Source organism: Streptomyces alfalfae, assembly GCF_004127445.1.
Classification (GTDB): Bacteria; Actinomycetota; Actinomycetes; order Streptomycetales; family Streptomycetaceae; genus Streptomyces; species Streptomyces alfalfae.
The window spans coordinates 73,957-92,454 of sequence record NZ_QEXM01000013.1; the positions used below are offsets into that span (position 1 = coordinate 73,957).

5 protein-coding genes are annotated in these 18,498 nt (G+C 73.6%); 4 read left to right on the top strand and 1 reads right to left on the bottom strand.

The window, feature by feature from the left end; genetic code table 11:
• Window positions 1-203 precede the first annotated feature (203 nt).
• The gene (locus DCW30_RS04250) at window positions 204-923 is read right to left on the bottom strand and encodes a hypothetical protein (protein WP_062771005.1); all 720 of its coding nucleotides are present in this window, start codon (window positions 921-923) and stop codon (window positions 204-206) included.
• Between the two features lie 646 nt (window positions 924-1,569).
• On the opposite strand from DCW30_RS04250, the gene ccrA reads away from it, so the two are divergent.
• The 4 genes from ccrA (at window position 1,570) to DCW30_RS04270 (ending at window position 18,494) form a co-directional block, all read left to right on the top strand.
• Window positions 1,570-2,910: a crotonyl-CoA carboxylase/reductase gene (gene ccrA, locus DCW30_RS04255; RefSeq protein ID WP_062771004.1), complete on the top strand. Its 1,341-nt coding sequence runs from the start codon at window positions 1,570-1,572 to the stop codon at window positions 2,908-2,910.
• A gap of 358 nt (window positions 2,911-3,268) precedes the next feature.
• Window positions 3,269-11,887 (top strand): type I polyketide synthase, encoded by an 8,619-nt coding sequence (locus DCW30_RS04260; RefSeq protein ID WP_261340870.1) that lies wholly within the window; start codon window positions 3,269-3,271, stop codon window positions 11,885-11,887.
• Window positions 11,884-15,171 carry a type I polyketide synthase gene (locus DCW30_RS04265; protein WP_076681713.1) on the top strand — a complete coding sequence of 1,096 codons (3,288 nt, stop codon included), beginning with the start codon at window positions 11,884-11,886 and terminating at the stop codon, window positions 15,169-15,171. The genes DCW30_RS04260 and DCW30_RS04265 overlap by 4 nt, the downstream gene beginning before the upstream one ends.
• Entirely contained in the window at window positions 15,168-18,494 is a 3,327-nt protein-coding gene (locus DCW30_RS04270) for a non-ribosomal peptide synthetase (protein ID WP_076681716.1), read from the top strand. The genes DCW30_RS04265 and DCW30_RS04270 overlap by 4 nt, the downstream gene beginning before the upstream one ends.
• Window positions 18,495-18,498: the final 4 nt, after the last annotated feature.

An 18,498-nucleotide genomic window follows, 5' to 3' on the forward strand; every position in this document is an offset into this window, starting at 1 on the left:
CGTATCGCCCCGGGACGGCTGTGCTCGGGGGGCGTGGGCCGGTCGGGCCACGCCTGAAGGATGGTCACCCGGCGGACGCGCTGAGGCAACCACGTGCGCCGGCGGACGCGTCGCCGTGACCGGGCGCAGACCTCTTCGGAGCAGCGAAGAGGCGCAGGCACGGATCACCGTGCCTGCGCCTCGTCTTCCGTCCGCCGCCGCGGTCAGGCGGTGCGCCCCCGCGCCCGGCGCAGCGGACGCACGATCAGCAGCGCCGACCCGACGAGCAGCAGCAGGCCGGCGACCAGCGACGCGGCGCCGATCCAGGGCAGCCATCCGATCTTCGCCGCCACGGTCACGTGGCCGGAGGGTCCGCGCGAGCCGTCGGCCTTCATGGCGACCGCGGTGACGTCTTTCGAGGTCACCGGCCAGTCCAGGGTCTGGGCCCCCTGTCCGCTGGCCTTGGCGATCCATCCGTCGGCCTCGGCGGGCGGTGTCTTCGGGGTGCCGCCCGGGTGCTTGCTCTTGGTGTCGCCCTTGTCGGTCGAGTCGTGGATGGTCACGTGCTGGACGCCGTCCAGGTACTGGCGCATCTGCTCCTTGCCCGCAAGGCCGATGAACACGGCGTCGGAGTCGCGGTCCGGCTCGAAGGTGAGGCGGAGGTCGTCGTAGAGACCGCCCAGCTCCTTGTCGGCGCGCCAGCTCTCGCTGGTCATCGCGTAGGTGTCGGTGCGGTGGGCGTACTTGCTGGTGCCGAGGTCGATGTAGCCGTCGTCCTTCGAGGCGTAGTACACGGCCGTGCCGCCCACGCCGACGAGTGTCAGGGCCACGAGTGCCAGGAACGCGCCGACCACGACGGATGTGACACGGCCGGCCGTCCAGCCCTTGGCGGTGGTGCGCACGTCCGCTCCCTTCAGGAGACCTTTGGTGTCGCTGTCGGTCACGATTTCCTCCTCGGTCTGGTCACCCGGCCCGGAGAAAGCGGGCGAGCGCTGTGTTTTCTTGTGCGGACGATGCGTTCCGGGCACTGCCGCATCCCTTGCCCGCCCGCGTGGCTCACGGTAAGCGGAAGAAAGGCATCCGGCATCGGGGACATCCCTGAGACCCGGCTCAGGGAAATCCCTGAGAAGCCCGCGGCAGAGCGACAGGGACGCGGAAAGCGGGTGTTCAACTGGTTTTTTCGACCACTTGAACGCTGCACGGAATCCCCTCAAATGCCTGTTCACGCGCCCGGTTTCCCGCTCTGCCCCCCAATTCCCCGGCCCCCGCCCCGGAAACGCCCGGCCCGGCCCGCCTTGAGCCGGCCCCTACCGTTCCTCGATCCGGGCTCAGGCCACCGTGTTCAGGCCACTCGGGCGTTCAACCGGCCGAATCAGTCGGTTGAACGAGGGAGGACATCCCGGCATCGAATTGCCCCGGGCGCCCGCCCGGGAACGGTTCACCGCTGGACTGGGTCGCGAGCCAAGTGCCAGCATTCGTCCCGCACTTGCCTCCACGACTCGGCAAGGCGGCCATGGCTTTTGTTGCGCAGAAATGCCGAACAAATGCGTCCGTATTTCACAGACTGAGCCGGAAAGAGGCCCGGAGACAATGCAGAAGATCCTTGACGCGATCTGTGCGGGTGAACTCGACGAAGTGGCGCACTTGCCGGTCCCCGAGTTCTACCGAGGAGTGGTGCTGCACGCCGATGAGACGTCGATGTTCGAGGGCGTGGCGAGCCGGGACAAGGACCCGCGCAGGTCGCTGCATCTGGAGGAGGTGGCCACCCCCGAACCCGCCGCGGGCGAGGTTCTGGTGGCGGTGATGGCCAGCGGGATCAACCACAACACGGTGTGGTCCTCGATCTTCGAACCGCTGCCGACGTTCGGCTTCCTCAGCCGCTACGGCCGCACCTCGCCGCAGGCCGCCCGGCACGACCTGCCCTACCACGTGCTGGGCTCCGACCTGTCCGGCGTGGTGCTGCGCTGCGGCGAAGGCGTGACGGGCTTCCGGCCCGGGGCCGAGGTGGTGGCGCACTGCCTGTCCGTGGAACTCGACCACCCCGACGGGCACTCCGACACCATGCTCGACCCCGAGCAGCGGATCTGGGGGTTCGAGACCAACTTCGGCGGACTCGCCGAACTGGCGCTGGTCAAGGCCAATCAGCTCATGCCCAAGCCGCGCCACCTGACCTGGGAGGAGGCGGCGGCCTCCGGACTGGTCAACTCGACCGCGTACCGGCAGTTGGTCTCCGCGAACGGCGCCCGCCTCAAGCAGGGCGACACCGTGCTGATCTGGGGCGCCTCCGGCGGTCTCGGCTCCTACGCCACTCAGCTCGCCCTCAACGGCGGCGCCACACCGGTGTGCGTGGTCTCCAGCCCCCAGAAGGCCGAGGTGTGCCGGCGCATGGGAGCGGAGCTGGTCATCGACCGGAGCGCCGAGGGCTATCGGTTCTGGAAGGACGAACACACCCAGGACGTGGGCGAGTGGCGCCGGTTCGGGGCCCGGATCAGGGAGCTGACCGGAGGCGAGGACCCCGACATCGTCTTCGAACACCCCGGGCGCGAGACCTTCGGCGCGAGCGTGTACGTGGCCCGCCGCGGCGGCACCATCGTCACCTGCGCCTCCACCTCCGGCTACGAGCACACCTTCGACAACCGGTATCTGTGGATGCACCTCAAGCGGATCGTCGGCACCCATTTCGCGAACTACCGCGAGGCGTGGGAGGCCAACCGCCTGATCGCCAAGGGACAGGTGCACCCCACGCTGTCGCAGGTGGTGCCTCTCGACGGCACTGCGCAGGCGGTCCACGACGTGCACCACAACCTGCACCAGGGAAAGGTCGGGGTGCTGTGCCTGGCCCCCCAGGAGGGCCTCGGCGTCACCGACCCCGTACTCAGGTCGCGGCACGAGTCCGCCATCAACCGGTTCCGCACGCCGAACGTTTCTTGACGGTCCGAGGGAATCTGGTGGATGCTGGCCGACGAATAGCGGAAATGGAATGGGAATTGGGCAGAATTACTGGCCCGCGTTTCCCCCCGCCGCTCCCCCGGCCACCGCATCCGGACTCCGGACATCCGCTTCTTGGTTCCCTTCTCGGAACGGCCCATTCGCCGATGGCGGCGGACAGCACAACGGGTCACGGTCCCACGCACGGCGCTTGAGGCACTTCGGCCGCGGCGTCCGCATCACTGGAATCGGCGGCCGGTCCGCCCATTTTCTCGATAATTCACGCAGGCTTCAGCATGGAGAGGACGGTCGGATGTCGGGCCGGGACGCACGATCGCTTGTCGACCATTTCCGCACGGTATTGGGCGAACACGCACAGGAGCAGATCTTCCGCTTTCTCGTGGACGGCGAGGGCGAACCGCAGGCCCTCGGCAACGCCGACCTCGATCTGCGGGCCCGCACGATCGCCGCGGCACTGCAGGAACGATTCCCCGCCGGAGAGCGGGCCCTGATCATGTGCCCGGCCGGACTGGACTACGTCACCTCGTTCTTCGCCTGCCTCTACGCCGACGTCGTCGCCGTGCCCGTCTACCCGCCGGACCCGGCCTTCCCGATGCGCACCCTGCCGCGTCTGACCGCCGTCGTGGAGGACGCGGAGCCGGCGGTGGTCCTCGCCCCCGCCGCGACGATCGCCATGCTCGACCGCTTCGCCGAACACGCCCCGGCGCTGCGGGACATCGTCTGGCTCGCCGTCGACGACATCGACACCGCCGCCGCCGACGGCTGGCGCGACCCCGGCACGACCCGCGACGACCTGGCGTTCCTGCAGTACACCTCCGGCTCCACCAGCAGCCCCAAGGGGGTGATGGTCAGCCACGGCAACCTGATGCACAACATCTCGGAGATGAACCGGCAGTTCTTCGGCAACGACCCCGGCCAGCACATGGTGAGCTGGCTGCCGCCCTTCCACGACCTCGGTCTGATCATGGGCCTGCTCACCCCGGCGTACGGCGGATACCCGGTCACCTTCATGTCCCCGTACTCGTTCCTGAAGCGGCCGCTGCGCTGGCTGCGGGCGATCTCCGACACCGGCGCCACCGCGAGCCCCGCCCCGAACTTCGCCTACGACCTCGCCGTGGCCAAGGTGACGGAGCAGGACCGGCGGACGCTGGATCTGAGCACGTGGCGTGTCGCCCTCAACGGGGCCGAGCCGGTGCGCAAGCAGACCATGGACCGCTTCTCCCGCACGTTCGCCGAGTGCGGTTTCCGGCCCACCACTCACGCCCCGTCCTACGGACTGGCCGAGGCCACCCTGGTGGTGTCCACCGGGGATCCGGCCGCCGAACCCGTCCACCGCGACCTGCGCGCCGAGGCACTCCTGGGCGGCGCCGCCCAGGACGCGGCGCCGGGCGAGGCGGCGCGCAACCTGCCCAGCTGCGGCGTCTCGCTGCGGGACCAGAAGGTCGTCGTGGTGGACCCGGACACCCACGCCGCGCTGCCCGCCGGACGGGTGGGTGAGCTGTGGGTCGCCGGACCGAGCGTCGCGCGCGGCTACTGGCGCCGCCCCGAGGCCACCGAGGCCACCTTCCGCGCCCGCCTCGGCACCGGCGAGGGCCCGTTCCTGCGCACCGGCGACCTCGGCTTCGCCGACGGTGAGCAGATCTACGTCACCGGCCGCATCAAGGACGTCGTCATCGTCGCGGGCCGCAACCACTACCCCCAGGACATCGAACGCACCGTCGAGAGCGCCGACCCGGGCCTGCGGGAGGGCTGCGGGGTGGCAGGCGCACGCGAGATCGACGGCGAGGAACGCCTGATCGTCGTGCAGGAGTACCGCGGCAGCCGCTCGCCCGAGGACCGCGCCCGCGTCATCGACGCGATACGTGCCGAGGTCGTCCGTGAACACGGCCTCCAGCCCCACATCGTCGCCCTGGCCCGGACCGGCACGGTGCCGAAGACCTCCAGCGGCAAGCTGCAGCGCGCGGCCTGCCTCGACGCCCTGCTGTCGGGCCAGGCGCAACCGCTCGCGCTGTGGCGCGCGGACGAGGCCGGGCCCGGCCCGGCGGAGCGGACGGCGCCGGACGCGGGCGTCCCCGCGCGGCCCGCGCCGGACGCCGCGGAGGTCACCGCGTGGCTGCGCGAGGCGCTGGCCGCCACGACCGGCCGCGAGGCCGCCTCCGTCGACCCCGACCTGCCCTTCGCCGCCTTCGGGCTGCGCTCGGTCGAACTCGTCTCCCTGGTCGGGGAGCTGGAGCGCCGCTTCGGGTTCTCACTGGACTCCGGCATCGTCTGGGAGCACCCCACCGCCGCCAAGCTCGCCGCCCACCTGGCGGGCACGGCCTGTGCTTCCCCCGCGCTCCCCGCCGCCGAGCCCGCGACCACGCTCACGGCCCCCACGCCCGCCACCCCCTCCCCCCGGGCCGCCGGGCCGGGCGCGGACGAGCCGGTCGCCATCATCGGGATCGGCTGCCGCTTCCCCGGCGGCGTGAACGGACCGGACAGCTTCTGGACCCTGCTCGGCGAGGGCCGCGACGCGGTCACCGAGGTGCCCGCCGACCGGTGGAGCACCGAGGAGTTCACCCACGACGATCCCGCGGCCCCCGGGCGCACCACCAGCCGCTGGGGTGGTTTCGTCGACGGCGCCGACCGGTTCGACTCGGAATTCTTCGGCATCTCGCAGCAGGAAGCCGCCCGCATGGACCCACAGCAGCGGCTGCTGGCGGAGGTGTCCTTCGAGGCCCTGGAGAACGCGGGCGTGCCCACCGGGTCGCTGGCCGGCTCGCGGACCGGGGTGTTCATCGGCATCTCCACGTTCGACCACGCCACCGGTCAGCTGAGCGAACTCGACGCCATCAACGCCTACACCGGCACCGGCAGCGCTCTGAGCATCGCCGCGAACCGGCTCTCGTACCTGCTGGACCTGCGCGGTCCCAGCATGGCCGTGGACTCCGCCTGCTCCTCCTCGCTCGTGGCCGTGCTCCAGGCGTGCGCGAGCCTGCACCGGGGCGACTGCGACCTGGCCGTCGCCGGCGGCGTCAACCTGGTGCTCTCCCCCGCGTTCGCCATCAACTTCAGCAAGGCGGGCGTCATGTCCGCCGAGGGCCGCTGCAAACCGTTCGACGCGAGCGCCGACGGTTACGTGCGGTCCGAGGGCGTCGGCGTGGTGATCCTCAAACCGCTCGCCCGGGCCCTGGCCGAGGGCGACCCGGTGCACGCCGTGATCCGCGGCGGCGCCGTCAACCAGGACGGGGCGAGCAACGGGCTGATGGCGCCCAACCCCCGGGCCCAGGAGGCCGTGGTGCGCGCCGCCCACGCCAGGGCCGGGGTGCGCGCCGCCGACATCGCCTACGTGGAGGCGCACGGCACCGGCACCATCCTCGGTGACCCCATCGAGGCCAAGGCCCTCGGCGCGGTGCTCGGCGAGGGCCGTGCCCCGGGCCGGCCCTGCCTGATCGGCTCGGTGAAGTCCAACCTCGGTCACATGGAGGCCGCCGCGGGGATCGGCGGGCTGATCAAGACCGCCCTCATGGTCCGCCACCGCACGGTGCCGCCGACCCTGCACTACCGCGCGCCCAACCCGCACATCCCCTTCGACGACCTTCCGCTGCGCGTCGCGCACACCCCTCAGCCCTGGCCCGACACGGCCGGTCCCGCGCTGGCCGGCGTCAGCTCCTTCGGATTCGGCGGCACCAACGCTCACCTGGTGGTGGAGGAGCCCCCGCCGCCCGCCGCGCCCGCCGGCCCCGCGGCCGAGGGCTCCACACTGCTGACCGTCTCCGCCCGGGACGAGGGGGCCCTGCGTGACCTGGCCGCCCGCTACGCCGACAAGCTCACCGCCACCACGCCCATGGGGGCCTTCACGGCCGCCGCCGCCGTGCGCCGCACCCACCACGAACACCGGTTGGCCTGCGTGGGCGCCGACGCCGCCGGACTGCGGACCGCGCTGGAGGCGTTCGGCCGCGGGGAGAGCGTCACCGGACTCAGCACCGGGGTGCGCCGGGCCGGCCTGGAGTCCAAGCCGGTGTTCGTCTTCTCCGGGCAGGGGCCCCGCTGGTGGCCGCTGGCCGCCGAGTTCCTCACCGGCGACCTCGCGGGAGAGCGGGCCTTCCGCGCCGCCCTGGAGCGGGCCGACACCCTGCTGCGCCGGCACACCGACTGGTCCCTGCTGGACGAGCTGGCGGCCGACCCGGCCCGCTCCCGGCTGCTGGACACCGCGGTCGGCCAGCCCGCTCTCGTCGCCGTCCAGGTCGCGCTTGCCGCCCTGTGGCGCTCCTGGGGCATCGAGCCCGCCGCTGTGGTCGGGCACAGCGTGGGCGAGATCGCGGCCGCTCATGTGGCGGGCGCGATCTCCCTGGAGGACGCCCTCCTGATCGCCCTGCACCGCGGCACCGTGCTGCACGCCGCCACCGGCAAGGGCCGGATGGCCGTCGCCGGCGTCTCCCTGGAGAAGGCCCACACCCTGCTGGCCGAGCACGCCCCGGGGCCGGTGTGGGTCGCCGCCGCCAACAGCCCGGGCTCCACGGTCTTCTCCGGTGAGAACGACGCCTTGGTGGAGTTCGCCAAGTCCCTGGCCGACGACGGCTTCTACTGCAAGGTCCTGGAGTCCGTGGGGTTCGCCTCGCACTGCCCCCTGATGGAGCCCGTCGCCGCCGAACTGGGCCGGGTCCTCGCCCCCTTGCGGCCCCGGCCCACCACCATCCCGATGATCTCCACGGGCACCGGCGAGTTCGTGCCCGGCGACCGGCTCGACGCCGGGTACTGGGCCGCCAACCTCACCCGGCCCGTGCTGTTCGACACCGCCGTCAGCACGCTCGCCGACGCCGGCCACAACGTCTTCGTCGAGGTGACACCGCACCCCATGCTGACCGACGCCGTCACCGAGCGCCTCGCCTCGTACGACGACGGTGTCGCGGTGTCCTCCCTGCGCCGGGACCAGCCGGGGCGGGCCGCCGTGCTCGCCGAGCTCGGCCGCCTGTACACCGCGGGCCACCAGGTCGACTGGACGCGGGTGCACGGCCCCGCGGGACCCATGGCCGACCTGCCCACCTACCCCTGGCAGCACGGCCGCAACTGGCGCGAGGAGCGGCCGGCGCGCCGGTCCGCGCACCGGGGCCATCCGGTCCTGCGGGCGCGCACCGAGTCCGCGCTCGCGCCCCACGCCGTGCACTGGTCGGCCCCCCTGGACCTCGCCGAGTTCCCCTATCTGCGGGACCACCAGGTCGGCGGCAGCCCCGTGCTGCCCGCCGCCCTGATCCTGGACGCGGCGCTCGCCGCAGCCCGCACCCACCTCGGCCCCGGCGCCGTGCTGCACGACGCCGCCTTCACCCGGCTCTCCGTACTGCCCGAGCAGGCCGACGAGGCCACGCTGCAGCTCGCCCTGGTGCCCGCGACCGCCGACACCGCCACGGTGAAGCTGTTCACCCGGTCCGGCGCCGGGGAGGAATGGGCCGAGGCCGCGTCGGCGGGCCTGCGCCGCACGGGGCCCGCGTGCACCGCCGAGCCGCTCGCCGCCGTCCGCGCGCGCTGTGCCACCCCGGTCCCGGCCGAGGAGCACTACACCGCCCTGCGCCGCGCCGGACTGGCGTACGGGCCCGCCTTCCAGGGCATCGAGGAGCTGTGGCGGGGGCGGGCCGAGGCCGTGGCCCGGCTGCGCGAGCAGAGCGCCCTGACCACCGACCGCGGCGAGCACCCCGTGCACCCGGCCGTCCTCGACAGTGCCGTACAGGTCCTCAGCTCCGCCCTCGACGCCCAGGACCAGCCCCTGGAGACGACATACGTGCCGGTGGCCGTCGGCGGCTTCACCCTCGTCGGCGACCGCACCGCCCCCCGCTGGGCGCACGCCACCGTCACTGCGCCGCACCCCGCCGCCGACACGATCACCGGCGCCCGCGTGGTCCTGTACGACGCCGAGGGCGCCGTCGTGGGCGAGGTCACCGGCATCACCCTGCGGCGTCTGGACCCCGCCGACGCCTCGGACCCGCGCGACGAGGCGCTGCTGGATCTCGTCTGGCGCCCCGCTCCCCCTCCCGCCACCGGCCGCCCGCCGGGCGACTGGCTCCTTTTCGCCGACCGGGGCCGCACCACCGCCGGCCTCGGCGACGCGCTGCGCGCGCACGGCGCCACCTGCCGGACCGTCACCACCGGGCCCGCCTACCGCAAGCTCGACGCGGACCACTACGAACTCGACCCCGGCAGCCGGGAGGCCATCGCCGCCCTGCTCGCCGATCTCGCCGCCTCGGGCATCCGCCCCGACGGGATCGTGCACGCCTCCTCGCTCGACGCCGGCCCGCCCGGCGACGGCGGCGAGACGACCCCGGCGAGCGCGACCGGGGACACCTGCCTGCCGGTGCTCCACCTCGTGCAGGAACTCGGCCTGGCGGGACAGGACCCCGCCCCCCGTCTCGTCCTGCTCACCCGGGGCGCCCAGCACGTCGCCGACGGGGACGAGGTGAACGTCGGGCACGCGCCGCTGTGGGGCCTGGCCCGGGTGATCGCGCTGGAACACACCGAACTGCGCAGCTCCGTCATCGACCTGGACCCGGCCGCGCCCGCGGAGGAGGCCGGGCTGCTGGTCGCCGAGGTGCTGGGCTCCGACGACGCCCAGGTCGCCCTGCGCGGCACCGCCCGGCTGACACCCGCCCTGCGGCCCTGGGAGCACACCGGCGACGCCCGGCGCCCGCGCCCGACGTGGGACTTCGACGCCACCCGCGACGGCAACCACCATCTGCTGGCCGCCCGCCCCGGCAGTCTCACCAGCCTGCGCCCCACGTGGTGGCACCGCACCCCGCCGGCCGCGGGCCAGGTCGAGGTCCAGGTCACCGCCGCGGGCCTGAACTTCAGCGACGTGCTCAAGGCCCTCGACTCCTACCCGGGCGCCGAGGGCGTCGTCCCCCTGGGCGCCGAATGCGCGGGCCGGATCGTCGCCGTCGGCGACGGCGTCACCGGGCACCGGGTGGGCGATCGCGTCATCGCCGCCGCGCCCGGCAGCATGGCGGCCTTCATCACCCTGGACGCGCAGCTGGTCGCCCCCGCTCCCGCGGGCCTGGAGGACGAGCAGGCCGCCGCCGTGCCCATCGCCTTCCTCACCGCCGTGCACGGCCTGGAACGGCTGGCGCGGCTGGGCGAGGGCGAGAGTGTCCTCATCCACTCCGCGACCGGCGGTGTCGGTCTCGCCGCGCTCCAGGTCGCGCGCCGCCGCGGCGCCCGGGTGTTCGCCACCGCGGGGACCGCGCCCAAACGCGAGCTGCTGCGCGGGCTGGGCGTCGAGCACGTGATGGACTCCCGCACCCTCGACTTCGCCGACGAGATCAGGGCGCTCACCGGCGGCCGCGGCGTCGACGTGGTCCTCAACTCCTCCTCCGGCGAGACGCTCGTTCGCTCCCTGGAACTGGTGGCGCCCGGCGGCCGCTTCGTGGAGATCGGCAAGCGCGACATCTACGACAACAGCCCCATCGGCCTGGAGTTCTTCAAGGGCAACCGGGCCTTCCTCGCCGTCGACCTCGAACAGACCATCCGCGAGGAGCCGGCCCGGGTCGCCGACCTGCTCGCCGACCTCGTGCGGGGCTTCGACCGCGGGGAGTTCACGGCGCTGCCCGTGACCACACACACCTTCGGCGACGCCCCTGCGGCCTTCACCGCGATGGCCAAGGCCCGCCACACCGGAAAGCTCGTCCTGGCACCGGCAGCCCACGAGGCGGTGACCACCGCGGCGGACGCCGCGCCCGTACGCCCCTCGGGCACGTACCTGATCACCGGCGGGCTCGGCGCGCTCGGTCTGGAGACGGCCCGCTACCTGGTGGACCAGGGCGCCCGTCACGTGGTCCTGGCCGGACGCAGCGCCCCCGGGCCGCGGGCCGAGCAGGCCGTCGCCGCGCTGCGCGAGCGGGCCCAGGTCGTCGTGGCCGCCGCCGACCTGTCCGAACGCGGCGCGGTGGAGGACCTGCTGGCCCGCCTGGAGGACTCGCTGCCGCCGCTGGCCGGCGTTGTGCACGCCGCGGGCGTCCTCGACGACGGCCTGCTCACCGGGCTCGACCGGGAGCGGTTCCGGTCCGTCTTTGGTCCGAAGTCGGCCGCGGCCTGGCATCTGCATCAGGCCACCCTCGGACGTGACCTGGACTTCTTCGTGCTGTACTCGTCGGCCGCCGCCGTTCTCGGCTCGGCCAGCCAGGGCAACTACGCCGCGGCGAGCGCCTTCGTCGACGCTCTGGCCCACCACCGGCGCTCCCTCGGTCTGCCCGCGCTGAGCATCGACTGGGGCCCCTGGGCGCGGATCGGTCTCGCCGCCCGCCCCGAGCGCGGCGGCGCCCTGGCCGCCCGCGGCATCGAGAGCATCACCCCCGAGCGGGGCATCGCCGCCCTCGACCGCATCCTGAGCAGTTCCGCGGCCCAGGTGTGCGTCCTGCCCCTGGACCGGGCGACGGTCCGCGACCACCACGGCGGCGGCCTGCTGAGCACTCTCGTCCAGGACCAGGACGGTCAGGCGCAGAGCGCCTCGGGCCCCGGGGAGGAGATACGGCGCTCGATGCTCGCGGTCGAACCGGGCCGCCGCCGCAGGGCCGTGCTGAGCGAGCACTGCCGGACGACCGCCGCCCGCCTCATCGGGGCGGACCCCGCCCGGGTCGACACCAGCGCCCCCCTCACCGGCATGGGATTCGACTCGCTGCTCTCCCTGGAGCTGCGCAAGTCCCTGGAGTCGTCGCTGCGCGTCACGCTGCCCTCCACCGTCACCTGGCGCTTCCCGACCCTCGACGCCCTCGTGCCCTACCTGGCCGACCGGATGGAGATCGCGCTCGATCCGGGCCGGGTCGCGGACGAGGGCCGGGCGGCCCCTTCCGGCGGCGCGGCCGGACCCGCACCGGTCCGGCCGGCCGCCGAGAACGCCCCGGACGCGGCCGTGGACCTCGACGCGATGTCCGCCGCGGAACTTCAAGCACTCCTGATGGCCAAGACCACACAGATCGACGAGGGGGCCCAGCGATGACTGCGGGACAGGACCTGACCGCGACCGACGCGCTCAAGCGCGCCTATCTGACGATGGAGCGCCTCCAGCGGCAGGTGGCGGAGTACGAGCGGGCACACGCCGAGCCCGTCGCCATCGTGGGCGCCGGCTGCCGCCTCCCCGGCGGCGTCACCGACACCGACTCCTACTGGCGGATGCTGGCGCGGGCCACCGACGCCGTGGGGGAGATACCCGCAGGGCGCTGGGACCACGAGGCGTTCTACGACGAGGAGGCCGGGAAACCGGGGAAGATCTACACCCGCGCCGGCGCGTTCCTCGACGACCTCGACCACTTCGACCACGACTTCTTCGGCATCTCCCAGCGCGAGGCCGTGGCGATGGACCCGGCCCAGCGGCTGAGCCTCCAGGTGTGCTGGGAAGCCCTGGAGGACTCCGGGCACGCGCCGTCCGGGCTGGCGGGCAGCCGCACCGGGGTGTTCATGGGCGCGGCCTCCTGGGACTACATCACCGCCCAGCTGCGCCACCCCGACGACGTCAGCGCGTACACCAGTTCCGGCGCCGCGATGTCCTTCATCCCCGCCCGCATCGCCTACCTCCTCGACCTGCGCGGCCCGAACCTCGCCGTCGACTCCGCCTGCTCCGCCTCGCTCCTCGCCGTCCACCAGGCCTGCCAGAGCCTGCGGCTCGGCGAGTGCGACATGGCCCTGGCCGGCGGCGTCAACGTGGTGCTCTCGCCGATGCTGATGATCTCCCAGTCGCAGTTCGGCTCGGTGTCCCGGCAGGGCCGCGCCCGGTCCTTCTCCGACAGCGCCGACGGTTACGTGCGCGGCGAGGGCTGCGGGGTGGTCGTGCTCAAGCGGCTGTCCGACGCCCTGCGCGACAAGGACCGCGTCCTGGCGGTCGTGCGCGGCGGCGCGGTCAACCAGGACGGACGCAGCGCGGGCATCACCGCGCCGAACGGCGCCGCGCAGCGCGACGTCTTCCACCGCGCGCTGCGGGCCGCGGGGGTGAGGGCCGATCAGGTCGGCTACATCGAGACCCACGGCACCGGCACCCGCCTCGGCGACCCCATCGAGGCCGAGGCCCTGGCCGACGTGTACGGCCGCGACCACGGATCGCCCCTCTACCTCGGCGCCGTCAAGACCAACATCGGTCACCTGGAGGCGGCCGCGGGCATTGCCGGACTCATCAAGGCCGCCCTGTGCGTCGACCGCGGCGAGATCCCGCCGAACCTCCACTTCGACCGGCTCAACGCCAACATCTCCTTCGACGGCACGACCTTCCGAGTGCCCACCGCCGTGACGCCGTGGCCGCACACCGACGGCCGCCGGACGGCCGCGGTCAGCAGCTTCGGGCTGAGCGGCACCAACGTCCACCTGATCCTGGAGGAGGCGCCCGCACCGCGGGTGGCGCCCGCCGACAGCGACCGCAGGCCCGCCTCTGTGCTCGCGCTGTCCGCCCGCAGCGAGAGCGCGCTCACCGCGCTCGCGGGACGCTACGCCGCACGTCTCACCGCCGATGACACCGAGCTGGCGGACGTGTGCCACGCGGCGGGCGCCGGGCGCTCCCACTTCCGCCACCGGCTCGCCGCCGTCGGCGCCAGCCGCCAGGAGGTCGCCGACCGGCTCACCGCCTTCGTGAACGGCGAGGAACCCCCGGGCCTGGTGCGCGGTGAAGCGGACAGCCCCGAGATCGTGTTCGTCTTCACCGGGCAGGGGGCCCAGCGCCCCGGCATGGCCCGCGGGCTGTACGACACGCAGCCCACCTTCCGGCGCGCGGTCGACGAGTGCGCCGAGATCCTGCGCCCGCTCCTGGACCGGCCGCTGCTGTCCGTCCTGTTCCCCGACGACCCCGAGGACCGGCGGATCAACGACACCGCCTACGCCCAGCCCGCGACGTTCGTCGTCGAGTACGCCATGGCCGAGCTGTGGCGCTCCTGGGGCATCACGCCCGCCGCCGTGCTCGGCCACAGCTTCGGCGAGTGCGTCGCGGCCTGTGTGGCGGGCGCCATGTCCCTGCAAGACGGGCTGGCGTTCGCGGTGGAGCGCGCGCGCCTCATCCAGGAGTTCTCGCTGCCCGGCGCCATGGCCGCGGTCTTCGCCTCCGAGGAGGAGGTCGCCGCGGAGCTCGCCGCGCATCCGGGGCGGATCGCCGTCGCCGCGGTCAACGGCCCCGCGAACGTCGCGGTCTCCGGTGACGGCGGCCTCGTCGACGCCGTGTGCGCCGCGTTCGACGCCCGCGGGGTGAAGACCAAGCGGCTGCACATCGCCTCGGCCGGGCACTCCCCCCTGATGGACCCGGTCCTGGAACCGCTGCGCCGTGCCGCCCGGCGGATCACCTTCACCGCCCCGCGCATCCCCCTGGTCTCCAACGTCACCGGGCAGCTGTGGTCCTGGGACGAGGCGCCGGATCCCGACTACTGGTGCCGGCACGTCCGCGGGACCGTCCGGTTCACCGACGGGGTGCGGACCCTGCGGTCCATGGGGCACCGCACCTTCGTCGAGGTGGGCCCCGCCCCCACCCTGCTGGGGGTGATCAGTGACGCCCTGCCGCCGGGCCACGACGACCTGCTCCTGCCCAGCCTGCGGCCCAAGCAGGACGACTGGGAGGTCCTGCTCGGCACGGTGGCCGAGTTGTACGCGGCGGGCGCCCCCATCGACTGGGCGGGCTTCGACCGCGACTACAGCCGCGCCAAGGTGGCCGTGCCCACGTACCCGTTCGACCCGGTCCGCTGCTGGCAGCCCCCGCGCCCGTGGGACGGCAGCGCGGCGGCGCCCGCCGAGGACGCGGCCGGGCCGTCGGCCGAGAACGGCTCAAGCGGCCGCCGCACCCGCTCCGCCCGCCGCTCCTCGCGCGGCCGGCGCCGCGCGAGCCGTATCCCCACGGCGGCCGAACTGCTGGAGCTGGGTGAGTCCGAGCGTCTCGACACCCTGCGGACACAGTTCGTGCTCAGCGTCAAGGACGTCCTCGGCTCCGCCTCCACCGACGTCGGCGTGGACGAGCCGCTGACCGGCTTCGGACTCGACTCCCTCATGGCCGTCGAACTGCGCAACGAGATCCAGAGCAGGCTCGGCCTGACCCTGCGGGTCACCGATTTCCTCGGCGGCGCGACCATCGCGAGCGTCGCCGAGGGCATCGTCAGGGAGCTCGCCGCGAGCGGCGCCAGCGGCCCGGCGGGGTCCGACGGCGGGGCGCCGGCCGCCGCGATCCAGCGCCAGCCCCGGGCCGTCGACGCCGCCACGGCGCTCCTGGACGAACTGGCCGGCTCCCCCGCCCTCGTGCCCGACCGGGAGAAGCAGTCGTGAACGACGATCTCGCCGAGCGCCTCGCCGCCCTCACCCCCGAAGACCGGGCCCGCTTCGACGCCCTGCTCGCCGAACACTCCGCCGACATCACCTTCCCCCTGGCCGTCCTGCAGCGCGGCACCTGGTTCCTCGAACAGCTCAGGCCCCGCAACCCCGGCTACATCGTGCCCGGCGCGGTGCGTGTCGAGGGTCACCTCGACGCCGGTCTGCTGCGGGCCGCCGTCGCCGAGATCGTCCGCCGTCACGAGGCCCTGCGCACCACCTTCCGGTCGCGTGCCGGGGCCCCGGTCCAGGTCGTCCACCACCACCTCGCCCTCGACGTGCCGGAGACCGATCTCAGCGGCCCGCGCCACACGGACGCCGACCGCCGCAAGTGGATCGACGACGCCCTGGCCGAGCCCTTCGACATCGGCGCCGGCCCTTTGCTGCGGGTGCGGCTGCTGCGCACGGGACCCGACCGGTCGGTGCTCGTCGTCGCCATGCACCACCTGGTGTCGGACCGCTGGTCCATCGCCGTCTTCCTCAACGAACTGTCCGAGCTGTACGAGGCGTTCGCCTCGGGACGGCCCTCCCCGCTGCCCGAACTCGCCATCCAGTACGGCGACTTCGCCTCCTGGCAGCAACGGCAGACCGCCAGCGCCGACTGGGAGCGGGGCCTGGCCCACTGGCGCGAGCACCTCGCCGGCGCTCCGGCCGTGCTCGACCTGCCCACCGACCGCCCCCGCCCGGCCGTGCAGGGCTTCAACGGGGGCTCGGTCCCCGTCGACCTGCCGCCCGCCCTGGTCGGCGAGCTGGCCGCGCTGGCCGGACGGCACGGCGCGACGCCGTACATGGCGCTGCTCACCGCCTTCAACATCCTGCTGCACCGCTACACCGGTCAGGACGACATCGTCGTCGGCGTGCCGACCGCGCTGCGCGGGCACGCCGAGGTCGAACCCCTCATCGGCTACTTCGTCAACACCCTGCCCATCAGGACGGACCTGTCCGGCGGCCCCGGCTTCGAAGCGGCCCTCACCCGGGTCCGCGACGCCTGCCTCGGCGCCTACGCCCACCAGGACATCCCCTTCGAGCTGATCGTCGCCGACCGCAACACCCCGCGCGACCTCAGCCGGCCCCCGCTGTACCAGGTCAGCTTCAGCTACGGCCGGGAGCCGGTGCCGACGCTCGCCATGGCCGGCGCCCGGCTCACCCGGCTGCCGGTGCGGAGCGAGGGCGCGCGCTTTGATCTGGAACTCCAGGCGTTCGACACCGACGGCGGTCTCACCGGCTGGTTCGAGTACGACCGCGACCTGTTCGACGAGGAAACCGTCGTGCGCCTCGCCGGTCACTTCCGTCACCTGGTCGAGCAGATCGTCGCCCGCCCCGACGCCCCCGTCCACGACCTGGACCTCATGGACGGGCCGGAACGCCGTCACCTGCTGGAAGAACTCAACGACACCGGGCGGCAGTGGCCCGACGGCCTGGTGCACGAGTGCGTCGAGCGGCAGGCGCGCCGCACCCCCGACGCCGAAGCCGTCCGCTGCGCGGGCGCCTCGCTGACCTACGCCGAGCTGAACGAGCGGGCCAATCGCCTCGCCCACCTGCTGCGCGGGCGCGGCGTGGGCCGCGACGTCCTCGTCGGCGTGGCCATGGAACGCTCCTTGGAACTGGTCGTCGCCCTGCTCGCCGTCCTCAAGGCCGGCGGGGCGTACGTCCCGCTCGACACCGCTCTGCCGCCCGCCCGGCTGGCCGCTATCGTCGAGGACGCCCGGCCTCCCGTGGTGCTCACCCACGACGGGCCACAGGGCCGGCTGCCCGCACTGGACTGCCCCGTGCTGCGGATGGAGGACCTCGCCGGCGAGCTGGCGGCGCACTCCCCGGACGATCCGGACGCGGGCGTGGCCGGCGATGACCTGGCGTACGTCATCTTCACCTCGGGGTCGACGGGCCGGCCCAAGGGCGTGATGAACGTGCACTCCGCCCTGCGCAACCGGCTGCTGTGGATGCAGGACGCCTACGGTCTCGACGCCGATGACCGGGTGCTGCAGAAGACGCCGTTCTCCTTCGACGTGTCGGTGTGGGAGTTCTTCTGGCCCCTCATGAGCGGTGCCGTCCTGGTGATGGCCCGGCCCGGCGGGCACCGCGACACCGCCTACCTGGCCGACACGATCGCCGCGGAGCGGATCACCACGATCCACTTCGTGCCGTCCATGCTGCGCCTCTTCCTGTCCGAGCCGCCGGGGCGCTCGGCGTCCCTGCGGCGCGTCTTTTGCAGCGGCGAGGAGCTCTCGCGCGATCTGCACGACCGCTTCCTCGCCCTGCACACGGCCGAGCTGCACAACCTGTACGGTCCCACCGAGGCCGCCATCGACGTCACCGCCTGGCACTGCCGTCCGCAGGACGACCCCCGCCCGGTGCCCATCGGCCGCCCCATCGCCAACACCCGCATGTACGTGCTGGACCGCCACGACCGGCCGGGTCCCGCCGGGGTCGCCGGAGAGCTGTGCATCGGGGGCCTGGGGCTGGCCCGCGGCTATCTCGGCCGCCCCGACCTGACCGCCGAGCGCTTCACGGACGACCCGTTCGTGCCCGGCGCCCGCATCTACCGCACCGGCGACCTGGCTAGGCACCGGGCCGACGGCGCGCTGGAGTTCCTCGGCCGCCTCGACCACCAGGTCAAGCTCCGCGGCCAGCGGCTGGAGCCGGGCGAGATCGAGGCCGTGCTGACGCGGCACGCCGCCGTGCGCGAGGCGGTCGTGATCGCCCACGAGCCCGCCCCGGGCGATGTCCGCCTGGCCGCCTACGTCACTTCCGCGGCCTCCGCCCCGCCCGGCGCCGCAGAGCTCACCGCCCATCTGCGCGAGCACCTGCCGCAGTACATGGTCCCGGCGTCCTTCACCGTGCTGGACGCCCTGCCGCTGACCCCCAGCGGCAAGACGGACCGCAAGGCCCTGCCCGCGCCGCGGACCGGCCGGCCCGACCTCGGGACCCGGTTCGTCGCCCCCGGGGCTGGCCTGCAGCAGACCCTCGCCGGGATGTGGCGCGAGCTGCTGGGCGTCGAGCGCGTGGGGCTGCGCGACAACTTCTTCGACCTCGGCGGGCACTCCCTGCTCATGGCCGAGTTCCAAACCGCGCTCGCCACCGTGCTCGGCCACGAGCTGACCATGGTCGAGCTGTTCCAGCACCCCACGGTCGAATCCCTGGCCGCCCGCATCGGCGGCCCCCACAACGCCCCCGACACCGCCGGCCGGAGCGCCAGGCAACGCGCACAGAACCGACGTCAGTCCCGTAACCGGCGGCAACAGGCGGCCGAACGCCGGGCTTCCTCTCGCGGAGACAGGTGATCCA